This window comes from Pseudomonas sp. 1928-m (genome assembly GCF_029269135.1).
Classification (GTDB): Bacteria; Pseudomonadota; Gammaproteobacteria; order Pseudomonadales; family Pseudomonadaceae; genus Aquipseudomonas.
In genome coordinates this window covers 60,115-76,358 of sequence record NZ_JARIXO010000005.1, presented here as the reverse complement: position 1 = coordinate 76,358, position 16,244 = coordinate 60,115, and the positions used below count along the sequence as shown (strand labels likewise).

The following is a 16,244-nucleotide window of genomic DNA, read 5'->3' as shown; positions in this document are numbered from 1 at the left end:
AACGTATTCCTTCTCGAATAAACCGGACGGCCCTGGTTAAAGGGCCGCCGTGGGAGAAACTGGCTTTTAGATGTCCAGCAGCAGACGCGCCGGGTCTTCCAGCAAGTTCTTGATGGTCACCAGGAAGGTCACGGCTTCCTTACCATCAATCAGGCGGTGATCGTAGGACAACGCCAGGTACATCATTGGGCGGATTACCACCTGACCATTCACGGCCATCGGGCGCTGGATGATGTTGTGCATCCCCAGGATCGCGGCTTGCGGCGGGTTGACGATCGGCGTCGACATCATCGAACCGAACGTACCACCGTTAGTGATGGTGAAGGTGCCACCGGTCATTTCTTCGATCGACAGCTTGCCGTCTTTGGCTTTCTTGCCAAAGGTGGCGATGCCGTTCTCGATTTCAGCCAGGCTCATCAGCTCGGCGTTACGCAGCACCGGAACGACCAGGCCACGGTCGCTGGACACGGCAACACCGATGTCGGCGTAGCCGTGGTAAACGATGTCGGTACCGTCGATCGAGGCGTTAACTGCAGGGAAACGCTTCAGCGCTTCGGTGGCGGCCTTGACGAAGAACGACATAAAGCCCAGGCGCACGCCGTTGTGGCTCTTCTCGAACAGGTCCTTGTACTTTGAACGCAGCGCCATGACTTCGCTCATGTCCACTTCGTTGAAGGTGGTCAGCATGGCCATGGAGGACTGTGCTTCGACCAGGCGCTCGGCGATCTTGGCGCGCAGACGGGTCATCGGCACACGCTTCTCGGTGCGGTCGCCGGTGGCGAATACCGGAGCGGCAGCAGCAGGTGCGGCTGGCTTGGCGGCAGGTGCAGCAGCCGGGGCGTTCTTCTTCGCTTCAACGGCAGCCACCACGTCTTCCTTGGTGACGCGACCGCCTTTACCGGTGCCAGCGATGCTGTTCGGATCGATGCCGTTTTCTTCAGCGATCTTGCGCGCGGCTGGGGACAGGATCTGATCGTCGCCCGCGGCAGCGGCCGGAGCAGCGGCAGCAGGTGCAGCAGCCTGAGCAGCAACGGCTGGTGCAGGAGCAGCAGCGCCGCCCTCACCCAGGGTGCCGAGCAGTTCGTTGGACAGAACGGTGTCGCCTTCATTCTTGATGATTTGCGCGAGGACGCCATCGGCCTCGGCCAGCACTTCGATCACTACCTTGTCGGTTTCGATGTCGACGATCAGTTCGTCGCGCTTGACCGCATCGCCCGGCTTTTTGTGCCAAGTGGCCACGGTGCCGTCGGCAACCGATTCCGGGAAAGTAGGGGCTTTGATCTCGATAGCCATTATGTGTGGTTCCTTAAATTCGGTTTCTTCTAGCAGGCGGCCCAGTTGGCCGCCTGTTGCGCGAAGGCGTTAAACAGTAAAGGCGTCTTGCAGGAGTTTTTCCTGCTGTTCGGCGTGCATCGATGCATAACCACAGGCAGGTGCGGCAGACGCATCACGACCGGCGTACTCGAGGAACAGCGCTTTCTTGTGCGCTGTCGCCACGCGACGCATGTGATGCTGACTGCAGTACCAGGCGCCCTGGTTCATCGGCTCTTCCTGACACCAGACGATGTGCTTGAGGTTCTTGTACGGGGCAATTGCCTCGGCCAGATCATCTTCCGGGAACGGATAGAGCTGCTCGATACGCACGATGGCGATGTCTTCGCGGCCTTCGTTGCGGCGCTTCTCCAGCAAGTCGTAGTAAACCTTGCCGCTGCACAGAATCAGACGCTCGACTTTCTTCGGATCGATGGTATCGATCTCTGGAATCACGGTCTGGAACGAGCCTTCGGCCAGATCTTCCAGGGTCGAGATGGCCAATTTGTGGCGCAGCAGCGACTTCGGCGTCAATACGACCAACGGCTTGCGAAGTGGGCGAATCACCTGACGACGCAGCAAGTGGTAGATCTGCGCCGGGGTGGTCGGTACCGCAACCTGCATGTTGTGCTCGGCGCACAGCTGCAGATAACGCTCCAGACGCGCCGAGCTGTGCTCAGGCCCCTGCCCTTCATAACCGTGCGGCAACAGCATGGTCAGACCGCAGAGACGGCCCCACTTGTGCTCGCCACTGGAAATGAACTGGTCGAACACCACCTGGGCACCGTTGGCGAAGTCGCCGAACTGCGCTTCCCAGATCACCAGCGACTGCGGCTGGGTGGTGGCGTAGCCGTATTCGAAAGCCAGTACGGCTTCTTCCGAAAGGAAGGAGTCGTACAGGTCGAAACGCGGCTGACCCTGGTAAAGGTTCTGCAGCGGCAGATGGGTGCCGGCGTCCTTCTGGTTGTGCAGCACCGCGTGACGGTGCGAGAAGGTGCCGCGGCCGATGTCCTGGCCGGTCATGCGGATCGGATGGCCTTCGAACAACAGGGTGGCGTAGGCCATAGTCTCGGCGTAGCCCCAGTTGATCGGCAGCGCGCCTGCGCTCATCTTCTGGCGGTCTTCGAGAATTTTCGCGACCTGACGCTGCACGACGAAGCCTTCTGGAATTTCCAGCAACTTGTTGGACAGTTCCTGCAGGGTTTTCAGCTCGAAACGCGTGTCGTGACGCGCAGTCCAGGCATGGCCCAGGTAGGGACGCCAATCGACGAACAGCTCTTTGTTCGGCTCTTTGACCAGGCTCTTGACCACATGCTGACCGTTATCCAGTGCAGTGCGGTACTCGTCGATCTTGGCCTGCACCTCATCGGCCGACTGACGCGCGGCAGCGGTCAGAACTTCGGCATACAGCTCACGGGTGGTGCGCTGTTTGCTGATTTGCTGATACATGATCGGCTGGGTGCCGCTCGGCTCGTCGGCCTCGTTGTGGCCGCGGCGGCGGTAGCAGACCAGGTCGATGACCACGTCACGCTTGTACTGCATGCGGTAATCGACAGCCAACTGGGTGACGAACAGCACCGCTTCCGGGTCATCACCGTTAACGTGCAGGATCGGCGCCTGGATCATCTTGGCAACGTCCGTGCAGTACTCGGTGGAACGCGAGTCCAGCGGGTTGCTGATGGTGAAGCCGACCTGGTTGTTGATCACGATGTGGATGGTGCCGCCCGTCTTGAAGCCACGGGTCTGCGACATCTGGAAGGTTTCCATGACCACACCCTGACCGGCGAATGCCGCGTCACCGTGCAGGGAAACTGGCAGCACTTTCTCGCCAATCGCGTCGTTGCGACGATCCTGACGGGCGCGTACCGAACCTTCGACCACCGGAGAAACGATCTCCAGGTGCGACGGGTTGAACGCCATTGCCAGGTGCACTTCGCCGCCAGCGGTCATCACGTTGGAGGAGAAACCCTGGTGGTATTTCACGTCGCCGGAAGACAGACCTTCGGTTTTCTTGCCTTCGAACTCGTCGAACAGATCGCGCGGGTTCTTGCCGAAGGTGTTGACCAGCACGTTGAGGCGGCCACGGTGGGCCATGCCGATGACGACTTCCTTGGTGCCGTAGGAGCCGGACCGCTGGATCACTTCATCGAGCAGCGGAATCAGGCTCTCGCCACCTTCCAGACCGAAACGCTTGGTGCCCGGGTACTTGGTGCCCAGGTACTTTTCCAGACCTTCAGCTGCGGTCAGGCGCTCAAGCAGGTGGCTCTGCACCTCAACCGAGAATTGTGGACGACCACGGACGCTTTCCAGGCGCTGCTGGAACCAGCTGCGCTGCTCGGAATCAACGATATGGGTGAACTCGGCGCCAATGGTGCGGCAATATGTCTGCTGCAACGCATCGCGAATTTCGCGCAGAGTAGCCTCTTCCTTGCCAATGAACAGCCCACCGGTACGGAAGGTGGTGTCCAGGTCGGCATCGGTCAGACCATAGTGATTGATTGCCAGATCAGCCGGCACAGGACGCTTCCAGAGGCCAAGCGGATCGAGCTGGGCAGCCTGATGGCCGCGCATGCGATAAGCCTGAATCAGGCGCAGCACTTCGACTTGCTTCTTCTCGTGCTCACTGCTCACGCTACCAGCGGACACCGGTTGGGCGCGGCGCTGATTTTTAGCGAGCAGGACGAAATGATCGCGAATCGTTGAGTGCGATACGTCTGTGGCGGCGCTGCCGTCAGTCGGCAACTTCTGGAAGTAAGTGCGCCACTCTTCTGGCACAGCGTTGGGATCGTGCAGGTAAAGCTCATAGAGCTCTTCCACATAGGCAGCGTTACCACCGGATAGGTGGGCACTGTCCCACATGCGCTGCATCACGCTTTCTTGCATGCTTGGTCACCCTCGGTAAGGGGACACCACCGGCGAAGAAACCGCATGGCTGTCAGTCCTGAAGCAGCGACTGGTAAGCCACTACGGATCCCGCAGATAGTCCGGGCACCAGCCCGGATGCCCCTGCTGGTCGTCATATTTTTCAAATTAAGAACCACCGCTTTGTGAGCAGCAGCCCTGGCTAAAACTACGGCGCTGGGTTGAAAGCAGCGCCGCAGGTGTTACAGGTCTAGCAAACAACCGTGAATCAGGTACCGCTCTGCAGCAACATGTTGCGTACGTGGCCGATTGCCTTGGTCGGGTTGAGACCCTTAGGGCAAACGTTCACGCAGTTCATGATGCCGCGGCAACGGAACACACTGAACGGATCATCCAGCGACGCCAGACGTTGTTCGGTCTGGGTATCACGGCTGTCCGCCAGGAAACGATAAGCCTGCAGCAGCGCAGCTGGGCCGAGGAACTTGTCTGGATTCCACCAGAACGACGGGCAGCTGGTGGAGCAGCAAGCGCACAGGATGCACTCGTACAGACCGTCCAGCTTCTCACGCTCTTCCGGCGACTGCAGACGCTCGATGGCCGGCGCCGGCGTGTTGTTCTGCAGGTATGGCTGCACCTTCTCGTACTGCTTGTAGAAGATGCTCATATCAACAGCCAGGTCACGGATGACCGGCAGGCCAGGCAGCGGGCGCACCACCAGCTTGCCGCCTTTCAGGCCAGCCGCCGAGATCGGCGTGATACAGGCCAGGCCATTCTTGCCGTTGATATTCATGCCATCGGAACCGCACACGCCTTCACGGCAGGAGCGACGATAGGAGAAACCCTCGTCCTGTTCCTTGATCAGCGCCAGTACGTCAAGAACCATGATGTCCTTGCCGCCGGTGTCGACCTGGAAGTCCTGCATAAACGGCGCAGAATCTTTTTCCGGGTTGTAACGATAAACGCTTACTTGCAACAGATTGGCTTGCGACATATCAGGCACCCTTAATAAGTCCGGACCTTGGGTTCAAACGCTGGAACTGTCTTCGGCGAGAAGTTGACCGAACGCTTGCTCACGCGCTTTTCACCTGGGATATACAGGGAGTGGCACAGCCAGTTTTCGTCGTCACGTTCTTCGAAGTCTTCACGAGCGTGAGCACCACGGGATTCTTTACGAACCTCGGCAGCGATCGCGGTGGCTTCTGCCACTTCGAGAAGGTTTTGCAGTTCCAATGCTTCGATACGCGCAGTGTTGAATGCCTGGCTCTTGTCCGCGATCTTGACAGTCGCGATCCGCTCACGCAGGTCGGCCAGTTGGGCAATGCCCTTCTGCATGTACTCGCCGGTGCGGAACACACCGAAGTAATTCTGCATGCAGTTTTGCAGCTCTTTACGCAGCGGCGCGACATCTTCGCCGGTGGTGCGTTCGTTGACGCCCGCCAGACGCTTGAGCGACAGCTCGATGTCGGTTTCGCTGGCACCACGGACTTCCACGCCTTCTTTCAGCGCTTTTTCCAGGTGAATACCAGCAGCACGACCGAACACCACCAGGTCGAGCAGCGAGTTGCCGCCCAGACGGTTGGCGCCGTGTACCGATACGCAGGCCACTTCGCCGACAGCGAACAGGCCTTCGATGATCTTGTCGTTGCCGTTGGCATCCTGAGTGATGGCCTGACCGTGAATGTTGGTCGGCACACCGCCCATCATGTAGTGGCAGGTCGGAATCACCGGAACCGGCGCAACCACCGGGTCAACGTGGGCGAAGGTCTTGGACAGCTCGCAGATGCCTGGCAGGCGGCTGTGCAGCACGTCCTCGCCAAGGTGGTCGAGCTTGAGCAGTACGTGGTCCTTGTCCGGGCCACAGCCGTTGCCGGCGAGTACTTCTTTAACCATCGAGCGTGCGACTACGTCACGGCCAGCCAAGTCTTTGGCGTTCGGCGCATAACGCTCCATGAAACGCTCGCCATGGGCGTTGATCAGGTAACCACCTTCACCACGGCAACCCTCAGTAACCAGTACACCAGCGCCGGCAATACCGGTCGGGTGGAACTGCCACATCTCGATGTCCTGCACCGGCACGCCGGCACGCAGGGCCATGCCCACGCCGTCACCGGTGTTGATCAGGGCGTTGGTGGTGGAAGCGTAGATACGACCCGCACCGCCAGTTGCCAGAACTACAGCCTTGGAGCGGATGTACACGGTCTCGCCGGTTTCGATGCAGATGGCGATGGTGCCAACTACGGCGCCGTCCTGGTTCTTCACCAGATCGACCGCGTACCACTCGTTAAGGAACGAGGTGCCAGCCTTGAGGTTGGCCTGGTACAGGGTGTGCAGCAGTGCATGACCGGTACGGTCAGCAGCAGCGCAGGTACGCGCAGCCTGAGTCGGGTTGTTCGGGCCTTTGGACTGGCCACCGAACGGACGCTGATAGATGCGGCCCTGCTCGGTACGGGAGAACGGCAGACCCATGTGTTCCAATTCAAATACAGCTTCCGGACCGACGGAACACATGTATTCGATAGCGTCCTGGTCTCCGATATAGTCGGAACCCTTGACGGTATCGTACATGTGCCAGCGCCAATCATCGTTCGGATCGGCCGAAGCGATGGCGCAGGTGATGCCACCCTGAGCGGACACAGTGTGCGAGCGGGTCGGGAAGACCTTGGTCACGACTGCGGTTTTATGACCACCCTGAGCCAACTGCAGTGCAGCGCGCATACCCGCGCCGCCGCCACCAACGATGATGGCGTCATAAGAAAGAGTGCGAATGCTTGTCATGGATCAGTTACCCCAAAAAATCTGCACGCCCCAGACGAAGAACGCGAACATGGCAACGCCACACGCAGCCTGGAACAGAAAACGCACGACAGTAGCCCACTTACCCAGCGCCATTGGCGTCAGGTAGTCGGTGGAAATTGTCCACATGCCAACCCAGGCGTGAACGCTGAGCGCCACCAGGGTCAACAGGCTGAAGATACGCATTGCGTTATTGGAGAACAGCGCCTGCCATTCGGCATAGCCCAGACCCGGGTTGCACACGACAAAGCCAAGCAGAAACAGCACATAAACCGCGAGGACGACAGCAGAAACACGCTGCGCCATCCAGTCATAAAGACCCGAACGCGAGAAGTTCGTGACGTTGGTTACCATATCCACACCCCCAGCAGCACGATCACGATCGTCGACACGACGAGAACGATTTTCGAACCCAGCTTGCCGCCTTCCAGCGTCTCACCGATGCCCATGTCCATGATCAAGTGGCGAATACCGGCCACCAGGTGGTACAGCAGAGCGGACAACAGACCCCAAATCACAAATTTGGCCAGCGGGCTGGTCAAGCACTCTTTCACCTCGGCAAAACCTTCTGCAGATTCCAGCGATTTGTCGAGCCCGTACAGCAGCACGGCAATGCCGAAAAACAGAATGATTCCAGAAACACGATGAAGGAATGACGTAACGCCAGTGATAGGAAGTTTGATCGTCCTAAGGTCGAGGTTTACAGGTCTTTGGCTATTCACGGCTTTTATCACACTGAGAGCCCCTAACTATCAGGGCAAAGTTGTCGGGAAGTGCACTGGTCAGGTACCCATCACCCAAGGAGTGACAACTACCAAAAGACAGGCTAAAGCCCTTGGTAGCTGGGCGCAGAGTATAGACAGTTAGGTTACTAATGACAACGCAAAGCCCCCTACCTAAAAGCGCATTGCACACCTCTAATAAATGGCGTAAAGAGCCGCTTTAAAAGCCCGAAAACCACCCGCAAACCCTTCTGCCGCCTGGGTTTTCGCAAATTGACATTCGAATTTATCTCACTATAGTGGTGCGGGCCCTGCGTGGGGGGCAGTCAGATGATTTCAAGCATAACTAGGAGGCCAAACATGGCTGACAAAAAAGCGCAGTTGATCATCGAGGGCGCAGCCCCCGTCGAGCTGCCCATTTTAACCGGCACCGTTGGTCCCGATGTAATTGACGTGCGGGGCTTAACCGCCACGGGCCGTTTCACATTTGATCCTGGCTTTATGTCCACCGCCTCGTGCGAGTCGAAGATCACCTACATCGACGGCGACCAGGGCATCCTGCTGCATCGCGGCTACCCCATCGAACAGCTGGCAGAGCAATCCGATTACCTGGAAACCTGCTACCTGCTGCTGAACGGCGAACTGCCGAACGCAGAAGAGAAAGCCAAGTTCGTCAGCACCATCAAGAACCACACCATGGTTCACGAGCAACTGAAGACCTTCTTCAACGGCTTCCGCCGTGACGCTCACCCGATGGCCATCATGTGCGGTGTAGTCGGCGCCCTCTCGGCCTTCTACCACGACTCGCTGGACATCAATAACCCGCATCACCGCGAAGTGTCGGCCATGCGCCTGATCGCCAAGATGCCAACCATCGCCGCCATGACCTACAAGTACTCCATGGGTCAGCCGATGATGTATCCGCGTAACGACCTGAACTATGCGGAAAACTTCCTGCACATGATGTTCAACACACCGTGCGAGATCAAACCGATCAGCCCGGTGCTGGCCAAGGCCATGGATAAGATCTTTATCCTGCACGCCGACCATGAGCAGAACGCTTCGACCTCCACCGTACGTCTGGCGGGTTCCTCGGGTGCCAACCCGTTCGCCTGTATCGCCGCCGGTATCGCCGCCCTCTGGGGCCCGGCGCACGGCGGCGCCAATGAGGCCGTACTGAGCATGCTGGATGAGATTGGCGATGTTTCCAACATTGACAAGTTCATCGCCAAGGCCAAGGACAAGAACGATCCGTTCAAACTCATGGGCTTCGGTCATCGCGTTTACAAAAACCGCGACCCGCGCGCCACCGTGATGAAGCAGACCTGCGACGAAGTACTGAAAGAGCTGGGCATCAAGAACGATCCACAGCTGGAACTGGCGATGCGTCTGGAAGAAATCGCCCTGACCGACCCGTACTTCAAAGAGCGCAACCTGTACCCGAACGTCGACTTCTACTCGGGCATCATCCTCAAGGCCATCGGTATTCCGACCAGCATGTTCACCGTGATCTTCGCCCTGGCGCGGACTGTCGGCTGGATCTCGCACTGGAAAGAAATGCTCTCCAGCCCGTACAAGATTGGCCGTCCACGCCAGCTGTACACCGGCTACCCGCAGCGCGACCTGAAGAAGTAATTCAGTTCTCGCCGCACGAAAAGGCTGCCCTCGGGCAGCCTTTTTTATTGCGCTGAATAGCCAGCTTTACGGCTGTTCAGCCAACTGACGCAGCCCCTGCAAGGTATTGAACGGCGCATCCACGACAAAGCTATTGGCCAACCAGGCCGGTACGCTGCCGCCCGGCTCAGAATGCACCTCGTAGATCACCTCGATTTCACCTTCGTGCGGCGTAAGGCTCCAGAAGCCTTCCACCTTACTCACCCGCACAAAGCCTTGCTGCGGCGGCAAATAGTCGGCAACCCCGTGTAGGGTGCGGGTTACCCGACCATCGGCATCACGCGTGGTAGTGACCTGCAGGATCGAATCACGCGGTTGCACCGGCCAGGGCGTGTGGAAGCGGCTGTAGGCCCAGCTTAGATCGCCCTCATGCTTGAGCAGCTTCTGCTCGCTGCAGGCATGAATCCAGGCGCAGGCCGCGCTGACATCATCCTGCAGGGCCAATAATCGCGGCATATCCGCCCGTATACGGGTGATGCCACGAAACGCCTGAAAGCTTGAACCGGGTATTTGCTGCAAATAGACCTGAATTCCCGCCTCATCCTTGACCAGACGCCATTGCGCCGCCTGCGCCCCGCCCACCGCCAGCAACGCGGCAACTCCCAAGAGCAACCCTGTAAACCGCACCATCATGCCTCCGGCAGCAGATAACCCTGAGTCACAGTATCAGACTGCAACGGCCGTACTCTGCTCCAGCCAGCCAATCAATTGCAGGGCCTCTGCCGTAGTGCTGCCGCACACATACTCGGCGGCATGAAACGCCGAACACACCGCCGGCCGCTCGGGCTGGCCGAAGATCAGGCAGTAGTTATTCGCATCCAACTGCACGCAACGCACACCAGCCGGTTTGCCATCGGGCATACCCGGGATGGGGGAACTGATCGAAGGGGCAATGCAGCAGGCGCCGCAGCCGGCACGGCAATTCATGACAGGAGAACCTCAAAACAACAGCACGGGGCACAGGCCGACAATTCTACGTGGGCGCAGACGGCTTGGCAGCCGTCCATCTATAGATTCAGGCGAGCGGTAAGCGCAGGCGAAACTGCGTGCCCTGCCCTGGCGCGCTGCGTACCTGCAGCTCTGCACCGAGAATATCCACCGCCAACTGATGGGTGATATGCAGACCAAGCCCAGTGCCGCCGCGTCCACGCCGGGTGGTAAAGAACGGATCGAAGATCTTCGCCAGCACGTCATCACTCATGCCGTCGCCGTTATCGCTGACTGCAATCACGCATTCGTGGCGCATTTCATCGTGCTCAACCCTGACCGTCACCACGCCGTTCATGCCCGAATCGAAAGCATGGATCAGCGCATTGTCGATCAGGTTCTGCAGAATCTGCCCCAGAGGCCCTGGATAGCTGTCGAGCATCAGACTCTGCGGTAACTCCAGCTGCACCCGATGGTTTGACTGCTTGAGCTTGGGGGTGAACAGCAACATGACTTCGCCAACCAACTCGACCAGATCAAAGCGGCGCCGCTCGGTACTCGCACGGTCACTGGCCAGTTGCTTGAAGGCCCGGGTCAGCTGCGCCATGCGCGTCAGGCTGTTGAGGATGATTGCCAGACCTTCATCATTGCGCTGCACAAAGCGCTCCAGCGCCGAACGCTGAAGTCCCTCACCGAGGCTCTTCTGCAGACTCTGATTGCCTTTATCGAGGGTGGACGCTGCCATGCTGGCGGCGCCAATCGGCGTATTCAGCTCATGCGCCACACCAGCGACCAAGGTGCCCAGCGAGGATAGTTTTTCCGCCTGGATCAAGGCACCGCGCGTGCGCTGCAGCTGTTCCACCGTGTCACGCAGCTCAGTATTGCTCTGCTGCAACGCCTGGCTGCTGACTTCCAGCGCCTCGCGCACCTGATTACGCTCGAACTCCGCCAATCCCAGACGCAAGACCACCAGCAGACCGAGAGAGAGCATCACACAAACGAACAGCAACACCTGCCAGAGCACTTGCCCACGCAACCCTTGGATTTGCTCCAGAGGCAGGTGCGAGACCAGCAACCAGTACTCACCCGCTGCCGCGTCTTGGCCACTGCCCTGGTAGGGATCGAACGTATTGAAAGCCCAATAGCCGCCACTGTCGCTAAACACGCCATTGCGTGTGGCCTGCATACGTCGCCAGCTATCGGGAAAGCGGCTGGCCAGGGTCGCCTCAGGCTTGCCCAGGGCAAAGCCCCAGGCATCCTGCGCATCGGCGGCGAGCATCCAGTAGCCTTCATGATCGACCAAGGTCAGGTTGTTGCCATAACTCTTGGACACCTGGGCCAAACGCTGCAGCAGCACTTGCCCCAGGTAATTGAGGATCAGAATGCCGCGGCGCTTGCCCTCATCATCAAAAATCGGCTCAGCGCCGCGCAGGGTGGGCTTGAGCGGTTGCTCGACGACGCCGGAGTCGGCATTCAGATCAAAACGCGAGAGGTAGAACGCGTCCTGGGGCAGGTTCATGGTTTCCACGAAGTAGTACTGTTGCGCCTGGTTGTGCAATTGCGCCTGATCGCGCGCCTGCGACTCACCATCGCGCCAATCGACCCGCACCTGCTCTGCGCCGCGCTCATCCAGCCAACGAATTTGGTCGTAAACCCTGCTGCTGCGGGCGAACTCGACAAACAGCTGACTCAGGGCATGCCGGTTGTCCGCACTAGGGTCACGCAGCACCTCGGCCAGCAGCGGTTGCTGCGTAAGAAACTGCAGATTGCCGCGCAAGGTCGCCAGATGCCGATTGAGCACGCCGACGCCCTCGTTCAGGCTGATCTGCTGATCACGCAACAGCGGCTCAAGCCGCGCATCCAGCAAGCGCTCATAGAGCAGCGCCATCAACAGCAGAATCAGCAGCGTCCATGGCACAAATAGCAGCAACAGGTTGCGCCTGACCGGCTGCGACAACAGCCTGCTGCGCCAGGATTGCTGCATCAGGCCGGGCGCTCCGGCCAGTCACTCAGCCAGTTGAGTAAGTCGGCGCAGGCCATCGGTTTGGCAAACAGATACCCCTGCGCCTGCCGACAGCCATGGCCGAGAATCCAGTCGGCCTGCTGCTGGGTCTCCACGCCTTCGGCAATCACCTGCATGCCGACCCGTGCGGCGATCTGGATCACCGCCTCGGCGATCATCTGCTGGTCACTGACTTCGCCGATTTCCAGAACAAAACTGCGGTCAATTTTCAACCGATCGGCCGGCAGCAAACGCAGGTAGCTGAGCGATGAGAAGCCGGTACCGAAGTCATCAATGGCCACTTCAACGCCCATGGCGCGCAGCGCCCGCAGTTTTTCGCAGACCGTATCAAAGGTGCGCATGGCCACCGATTCGGTAATTTCCACCTCGATCTGCTCAGGCAATACCCCGGCCGCCTGCAGGTGCGAATTGAACCGCTCGATAAAATCATGCTGCAGCAGCTGCGGCGCGGAAACGTTGACCGCGACGCGGATCTGCGGGTAACCGGCATCAGCCAGCTGTTTGGCCACCTGCAGGGCCAAACGCATCAGCAGATCGCCCAGCGGCAAGATGTAACCGGTGGCCTCGGCCAGGGGGATAAAACTCAGCGGCGGGACCATCTTGCCGTCGGCCTTGCGCCAGCGCGCCAGGGCTTCCACACCGGTAACGCGGCGGGTTTTCAGGTCGATCTGCGGCTGCAACTCGACGCTGATCTGCCCAGCCTCCACCGCATCGCGCAGGGCCAGCAGCATGCGGTAGGACTCGGCATGCGCACCCTGCAGGCGCGGATCATAGACACCGTGCTGGTCATGCCCCAGGCGCTTGGCCTGCTTCAGAGTCAGCAGCGCATCCTGCAGAGCCACGCTGGCACTGCCGGTAAAGTCGGCCAGGTGCATGGTCACGCTGCTCAGGCTATGCACCTGGCCCAGCTCATAGGGGCGTTTATGCCGGCGAAACAGCGCCACCACTTCAGCGGCATTGACCTGCGTTTGCGGGCCGAGGATGGCAAACAGGTCGTCACGCACCCGCGCAATCAGCACCTCATGGTTGAAGGCATCGCGCAGCTTCTTCGCCACCAGACCGAGGATAAAATCGCCATAACCGGTGCCAAAGGCAGTGTTGGCGCCGGAAAAATTGTCGATATCGATAAGCACCAGCACGCGCTGATCCTTGGCTTCGGACTTCAACGTCATGTCCAGCATGCGGATCAGCGCATTGCGGTTGGGGATCTTCAGCAGGTCGTCCTGGTAGGCCATTTCCTCCAGGCGGCTGAACAGCGCGACGTTGTACAGGCCACGGCTGATACTGGCGCTGAACACCTTGAGCAGCTCCAGCTCGGTGTCATCCAGCGTCCGCGCACTGTCGATATAGCAGGCGTAGTCCGAACCCGCCTGAAAGCGCGGAAAGAACAATACCGTGCAGTCGCTCAGACGCAGGGTCTGTTGCGCCTGCAGGCATTGGCGCACCGCCGCTGCGACCTGCGGCTGCAGCACGTCCAGATCGGCGTCGATGCTGTCGAAGAAGCGCCCGCTGGCGCTGACAATCCGCGCATTCGGCTCGGCCGTGGCGTCCACTTCATCGGCGCGCACACAAACGATGCCCTCAGTCTGCAGATTAAGCAGCGAGGTGATTTCCGACAGAATCTTGGCCGACAGCTCGCGGGTATTTTTTGAGCAGAACAACGCATTGCTCGATTCGACGATCATCTGCAAGCCACGCCGGGCGCTGGCTACAGCCCGGAGCTGAGCATAACCGCGCACCGCGGCGGTGAGCACCGTCAGCAAGCGCTCGGCGCTGAGTTCACTCTTGGTCCAATAGTCGTTGATGTCGTAATCACGCATCACTTCATGGGCCGGCGCCAGGCCTGGCTCGCCGGTCAGCATCACCACGCGGGTTTCGCGGTTGCCGATCACCTCACGCAGCGCCTTGATCAGGCGCAGGCCGGCGTCTTCGGTTTCCATCACCACATCGAGCAACACCAGGGCGATGTCATGGTGCTTGGCCAGGAGCATCGAGGCTTCACGGCAACTAAACGCCTGAATCAGCTCAATGCGCCCGCCCAGCAGTTCCAGCTCGCTCAGGGCAAAGGCGGTGGCGCGCTGGAAGTCGGCGTCATCATCAACCGCCAGTACGCGCCACACGGGCTGGCTGGTAGTGCCGGGAAGGTCGTCGCTGAATGCAAATTGATCATCCATGAACAGTGCCCGCATGCCTGAAGAGTGAGAACAGCGCCGAATCCTTACTGGCTTTGAAGCCAGTATAGACGGCTGTCCTCAGCTGCCAGTCAACGCTTGTTCAGGCGGGCAAACAGGCTGGACGTGTCCCAACGGCCGCCGCCCATGCCCTGCACATCGGCGTAGAACTGATCGACCAGCGCGGTTACCGGCAGCTGAGCGCCATTGCTACGGGCCTCGGCCAGCAGGATCGACAGGTCCTTGCGCATCCAGTCCACAGCAAAACCGTGCTCGAATTCGCCGGCCAGCATGGTTTTGTGGCGATTTTCCAGCTGCCAGGACTGCGCTGCGCCCTTGCTGATCACTTCCATCGCGCCGTGCGCGTCGAGCCCGGCGCACTCGGCAAAATGCAAAGCCTCGGACAAGCCCTGCACCAGGCCGGCGATGCAAATCTGGTTGACCATCTTGGTCAGCTGGCCGCTGCCGGCTTCGCCCATCAAGCGGGCCATGCGTGCATAGGCCTGAATAATCGGCTCGGCCTTGGCGTAGGTTGCAGCCGTACCGCCGACCATGATGGTCAGCGCGCCGTTCTGCGCGCCGGCCTGACCGCCGGATACCGGTGCATCGAGAAAACCCAGCTGGCGCGCAGCGGCCTGTTCGGCCAGCTCGCGTGCAACCTGCGCCGAGGCGGTGGTGTGATCGACCAGCACCGCGCCGGGTTGCATGCCGGCGAAGGCGCCCTGCTCGCCCAGTACCACACCGCGCAGATCATCATCATTGCCCACGCAAACCATCACAAACTCGGCGCCTGCGGCCGCTTCACGCGGGGTTGCCGCGTGGCTGCCGGTATATTCGGCAGCCCACTGCGCAGCCTTGGCGACAGTGCGGTTGTACACACACACCTGGTGCCCGGCGCGCGCCAGATGCCCGGCCATCGGATAACCCATTACGCCCAGCCCGATAAACGCCAGCTTTGCCATATCCACCTCTACCTTTGAACGCCATCCACAGCGCGCGTCTACTTAACCGCATATCCGCGCTGCATGGCGGATACGAACCCGACTGCAAGCATGCCCGCCACATGGGGCCAGCGCCAGTACAGCCATAGGGCAAAACTGTATGGATGCACCCGACCAATAGACTTTACCCAACACCGATCCTGCTTCCATACTCGCTGCACGCTAAGGAGGGCTTATGCAGCATTGGCTGGTAATCGACCTGGAAGCCACCACTGAAGAAGGCGGTTGGCCGGTCACAGATATGGAAATCATCGAAATCGGCGCCAGCCTGGTCAACGCTGGCGGCCATGAGATCGAGTATTTCCAACGTTTTGTGCGGCCCACCCGGCGCCCGCATTTGACCCATTTCTGCCGTCAGCTCACCCAGATCAGCCAGGCCGATGTCGATGCCGCCGCGCCACTCAGTGCGGTGTGGGCACAATTCGAACGCTGGCTGCTGGCCCATCAAGCACAACTGGCGGGCTGGGCCAGCTGGGGCGACTACGACCGCCGCCAGTTCGAGCAGGAATGGCGCGCCCATGGGCTGGAGAGTTACCTGAGCCAGATCCCGCACATCAACCTGAAAAAGCGCTTCGCCGAAGCCCGCCAGCTGCCCAGCCCGATTGGCTTGAAAATGGCGCTGAATCTCGCCGGCCTGCAGTTCCAAGGCCAGCAGCATCGCGCCCTGACCGATGCGCGCAATACCGCCCGGCTGCTGCCACTGGTTTTGCCTGCGCAAAGCAGATGACGAAGAAAAAACGCTTGGGCATACTGGCTGGCC

The 16,244-nt window shown here is 59.8% G+C and carries 13 protein-coding genes; 2 read left to right on the top strand and 11 right to left on the bottom strand.

All coding sequences use genetic code 11. The features are described from left to right. Positions 1–66 precede the first annotated feature (66 nt). The 6 genes from odhB to sdhC all read right to left on the bottom strand — a co-directional run bounded on the left by odhB (position 67) and on the right by sdhC (position 7,700). On the bottom strand, positions 67–1,293 hold the full coding sequence (gene odhB / locus P3C18_RS15750) for a 2-oxoglutarate dehydrogenase complex dihydrolipoyllysine-residue succinyltransferase (RefSeq protein ID WP_275962791.1): 1,227 nt from the start codon (positions 1,291–1,293) through the stop codon (positions 67–69). 69 nt (positions 1,294–1,362) lie between these two features. Then, complete coding sequence (locus P3C18_RS15745) at positions 1,363–4,194, bottom strand: 2-oxoglutarate dehydrogenase E1 component (protein WP_275962790.1); 2,832 nt, start codon at positions 4,192–4,194, stop codon at positions 1,363–1,365. Between the two features lie 247 nt (positions 4,195–4,441). Beyond that, positions 4,442–5,149 (bottom strand): succinate dehydrogenase iron-sulfur subunit, encoded by a 708-nt coding sequence (locus P3C18_RS15740; protein WP_275962984.1) that lies wholly within the window; start codon positions 5,147–5,149, stop codon positions 4,442–4,444. Positions 5,150–5,175: 26 nt separating this feature from the next. Continuing rightward, positions 5,176–6,948, bottom strand: a complete 1,773-nt coding sequence (gene sdhA, locus P3C18_RS15735) for a succinate dehydrogenase flavoprotein subunit (RefSeq protein WP_275962789.1) — start codon at positions 6,946–6,948, stop codon at positions 5,176–5,178. A 3-nt stretch (positions 6,949–6,951) separates the two neighbouring features. Then, on the bottom strand, positions 6,952–7,320 hold the full coding sequence (sdhD, locus tag P3C18_RS15730) for a succinate dehydrogenase, hydrophobic membrane anchor protein (RefSeq protein ID WP_275962788.1): 369 nt from the start codon (positions 7,318–7,320) through the stop codon (positions 6,952–6,954). After that, on the bottom strand, positions 7,314–7,700 hold the full coding sequence (sdhC, locus tag P3C18_RS15725; protein WP_275962787.1) for a succinate dehydrogenase, cytochrome b556 subunit: 387 nt from the start codon (positions 7,698–7,700) through the stop codon (positions 7,314–7,316). Before sdhC ends, sdhD begins: the two co-directional genes overlap by 7 nt. A 348-nt stretch (positions 7,701–8,048) precedes the next feature. Here sdhC and gltA point away from each other — a divergent pair, with 348 nt between their 5' ends. Next, entirely contained in the window at positions 8,049–9,323 is a 1,275-nt protein-coding gene (gltA, locus tag P3C18_RS15720; protein ID WP_275962786.1) for a citrate synthase, read from the top strand. A gap of 66 nt (positions 9,324–9,389) precedes the next feature. Here the strand turns inward: gltA and P3C18_RS15715 are convergent, their stop codons facing one another. The 5 genes from P3C18_RS15715 to P3C18_RS15695 all read right to left on the bottom strand — a co-directional run bounded on the left by P3C18_RS15715 (position 9,390) and on the right by P3C18_RS15695 (position 15,451). Then, positions 9,390–9,992, bottom strand: a complete 603-nt coding sequence (locus P3C18_RS15715; RefSeq protein ID WP_275962785.1) for an START domain-containing protein — start codon at positions 9,990–9,992, stop codon at positions 9,390–9,392. Between the two features lie 36 nt (positions 9,993–10,028). Further along, positions 10,029–10,289 carry a YkgJ family cysteine cluster protein gene (locus tag P3C18_RS15710; RefSeq protein ID WP_090386115.1) on the bottom strand — a complete coding sequence of 87 codons (261 nt, stop codon included), beginning with the start codon at positions 10,287–10,289 and terminating at the stop codon, positions 10,029–10,031. An 88-nt stretch (positions 10,290–10,377) separates the two neighbouring features. Further along, positions 10,378–12,273, bottom strand: coding sequence for a sensor histidine kinase (locus tag P3C18_RS15705; RefSeq protein WP_275962784.1), 1,896 nt, complete (start codon positions 12,271–12,273; stop codon positions 10,378–10,380). After that, positions 12,273–14,486 carry an EAL domain-containing protein gene (locus P3C18_RS15700; RefSeq protein WP_275962783.1) on the bottom strand — a complete coding sequence of 738 codons (2,214 nt, stop codon included), beginning with the start codon at positions 14,484–14,486 and terminating at the stop codon, positions 12,273–12,275. The genes P3C18_RS15705 and P3C18_RS15700 overlap by 1 nt, the downstream gene beginning before the upstream one ends. An 89-nt stretch (positions 14,487–14,575) precedes the next feature. Next, positions 14,576–15,451: an NAD(P)-dependent oxidoreductase gene (locus tag P3C18_RS15695; protein ID WP_275962782.1), complete on the bottom strand. Its 876-nt coding sequence runs from the start codon at positions 15,449–15,451 to the stop codon at positions 14,576–14,578. Between the two features lie 208 nt (positions 15,452–15,659). Here P3C18_RS15695 and P3C18_RS15690 point away from each other — a divergent pair, with 208 nt between their 5' ends. Beyond that, positions 15,660–16,211, top strand: a complete 552-nt coding sequence (locus P3C18_RS15690) for an exonuclease domain-containing protein (RefSeq protein ID WP_275962781.1) — start codon at positions 15,660–15,662, stop codon at positions 16,209–16,211. Positions 16,212–16,244: the final 33 nt, after the last annotated feature.

What these genes read in the sequence shown, in the direction of transcription:
- odhB (WP_275962791.1), bottom strand. Translation starts at nt 1,293, where the DNA reads ATGGCTATCGAGATCAAAGCCCCTACTTTCCCGGAATCGGTTGCCGAC.
- P3C18_RS15745 (WP_275962790.1), bottom strand. Translation starts at nt 4,194, where the DNA reads ATGCAAGAAAGCGTGATGCAGCGCATGTGGGACAGTGCCCACCTATCC.
- sdhA (WP_275962789.1), bottom strand. Translation starts at nt 6,948, where the DNA reads ATGACAAGCATTCGCACTCTTTCTTATGACGCCATCATCGTTGGTGGC.
- sdhD (WP_275962788.1), bottom strand. Translation starts at nt 7,320, where the DNA reads ATGGTAACCAACGTCACGAACTTCTCGCGTTCGGGTCTTTATGACTGG.
- gltA (WP_275962786.1), top strand. Translation starts at nt 8,049, where the DNA reads ATGGCTGACAAAAAAGCGCAGTTGATCATCGAGGGCGCAGCCCCCGTC.
- P3C18_RS15715 (WP_275962785.1), bottom strand. Translation starts at nt 9,992, where the DNA reads ATGGTGCGGTTTACAGGGTTGCTCTTGGGAGTTGCCGCGTTGCTGGCG.
- P3C18_RS15710 (WP_090386115.1), bottom strand. Translation starts at nt 10,289, where the DNA reads ATGAATTGCCGTGCCGGCTGCGGCGCCTGCTGCATTGCCCCTTCGATC.
- P3C18_RS15705 (WP_275962784.1), bottom strand. Translation starts at nt 12,273, where the DNA reads ATGCAGCAATCCTGGCGCAGCAGGCTGTTGTCGCAGCCGGTCAGGCGC.
- P3C18_RS15700 (WP_275962783.1), bottom strand. Translation starts at nt 14,486, where the DNA reads ATGGATGATCAATTTGCATTCAGCGACGACCTTCCCGGCACTACCAGC.
- P3C18_RS15690 (WP_275962781.1), top strand. Translation starts at nt 15,660, where the DNA reads ATGCAGCATTGGCTGGTAATCGACCTGGAAGCCACCACTGAAGAAGGC.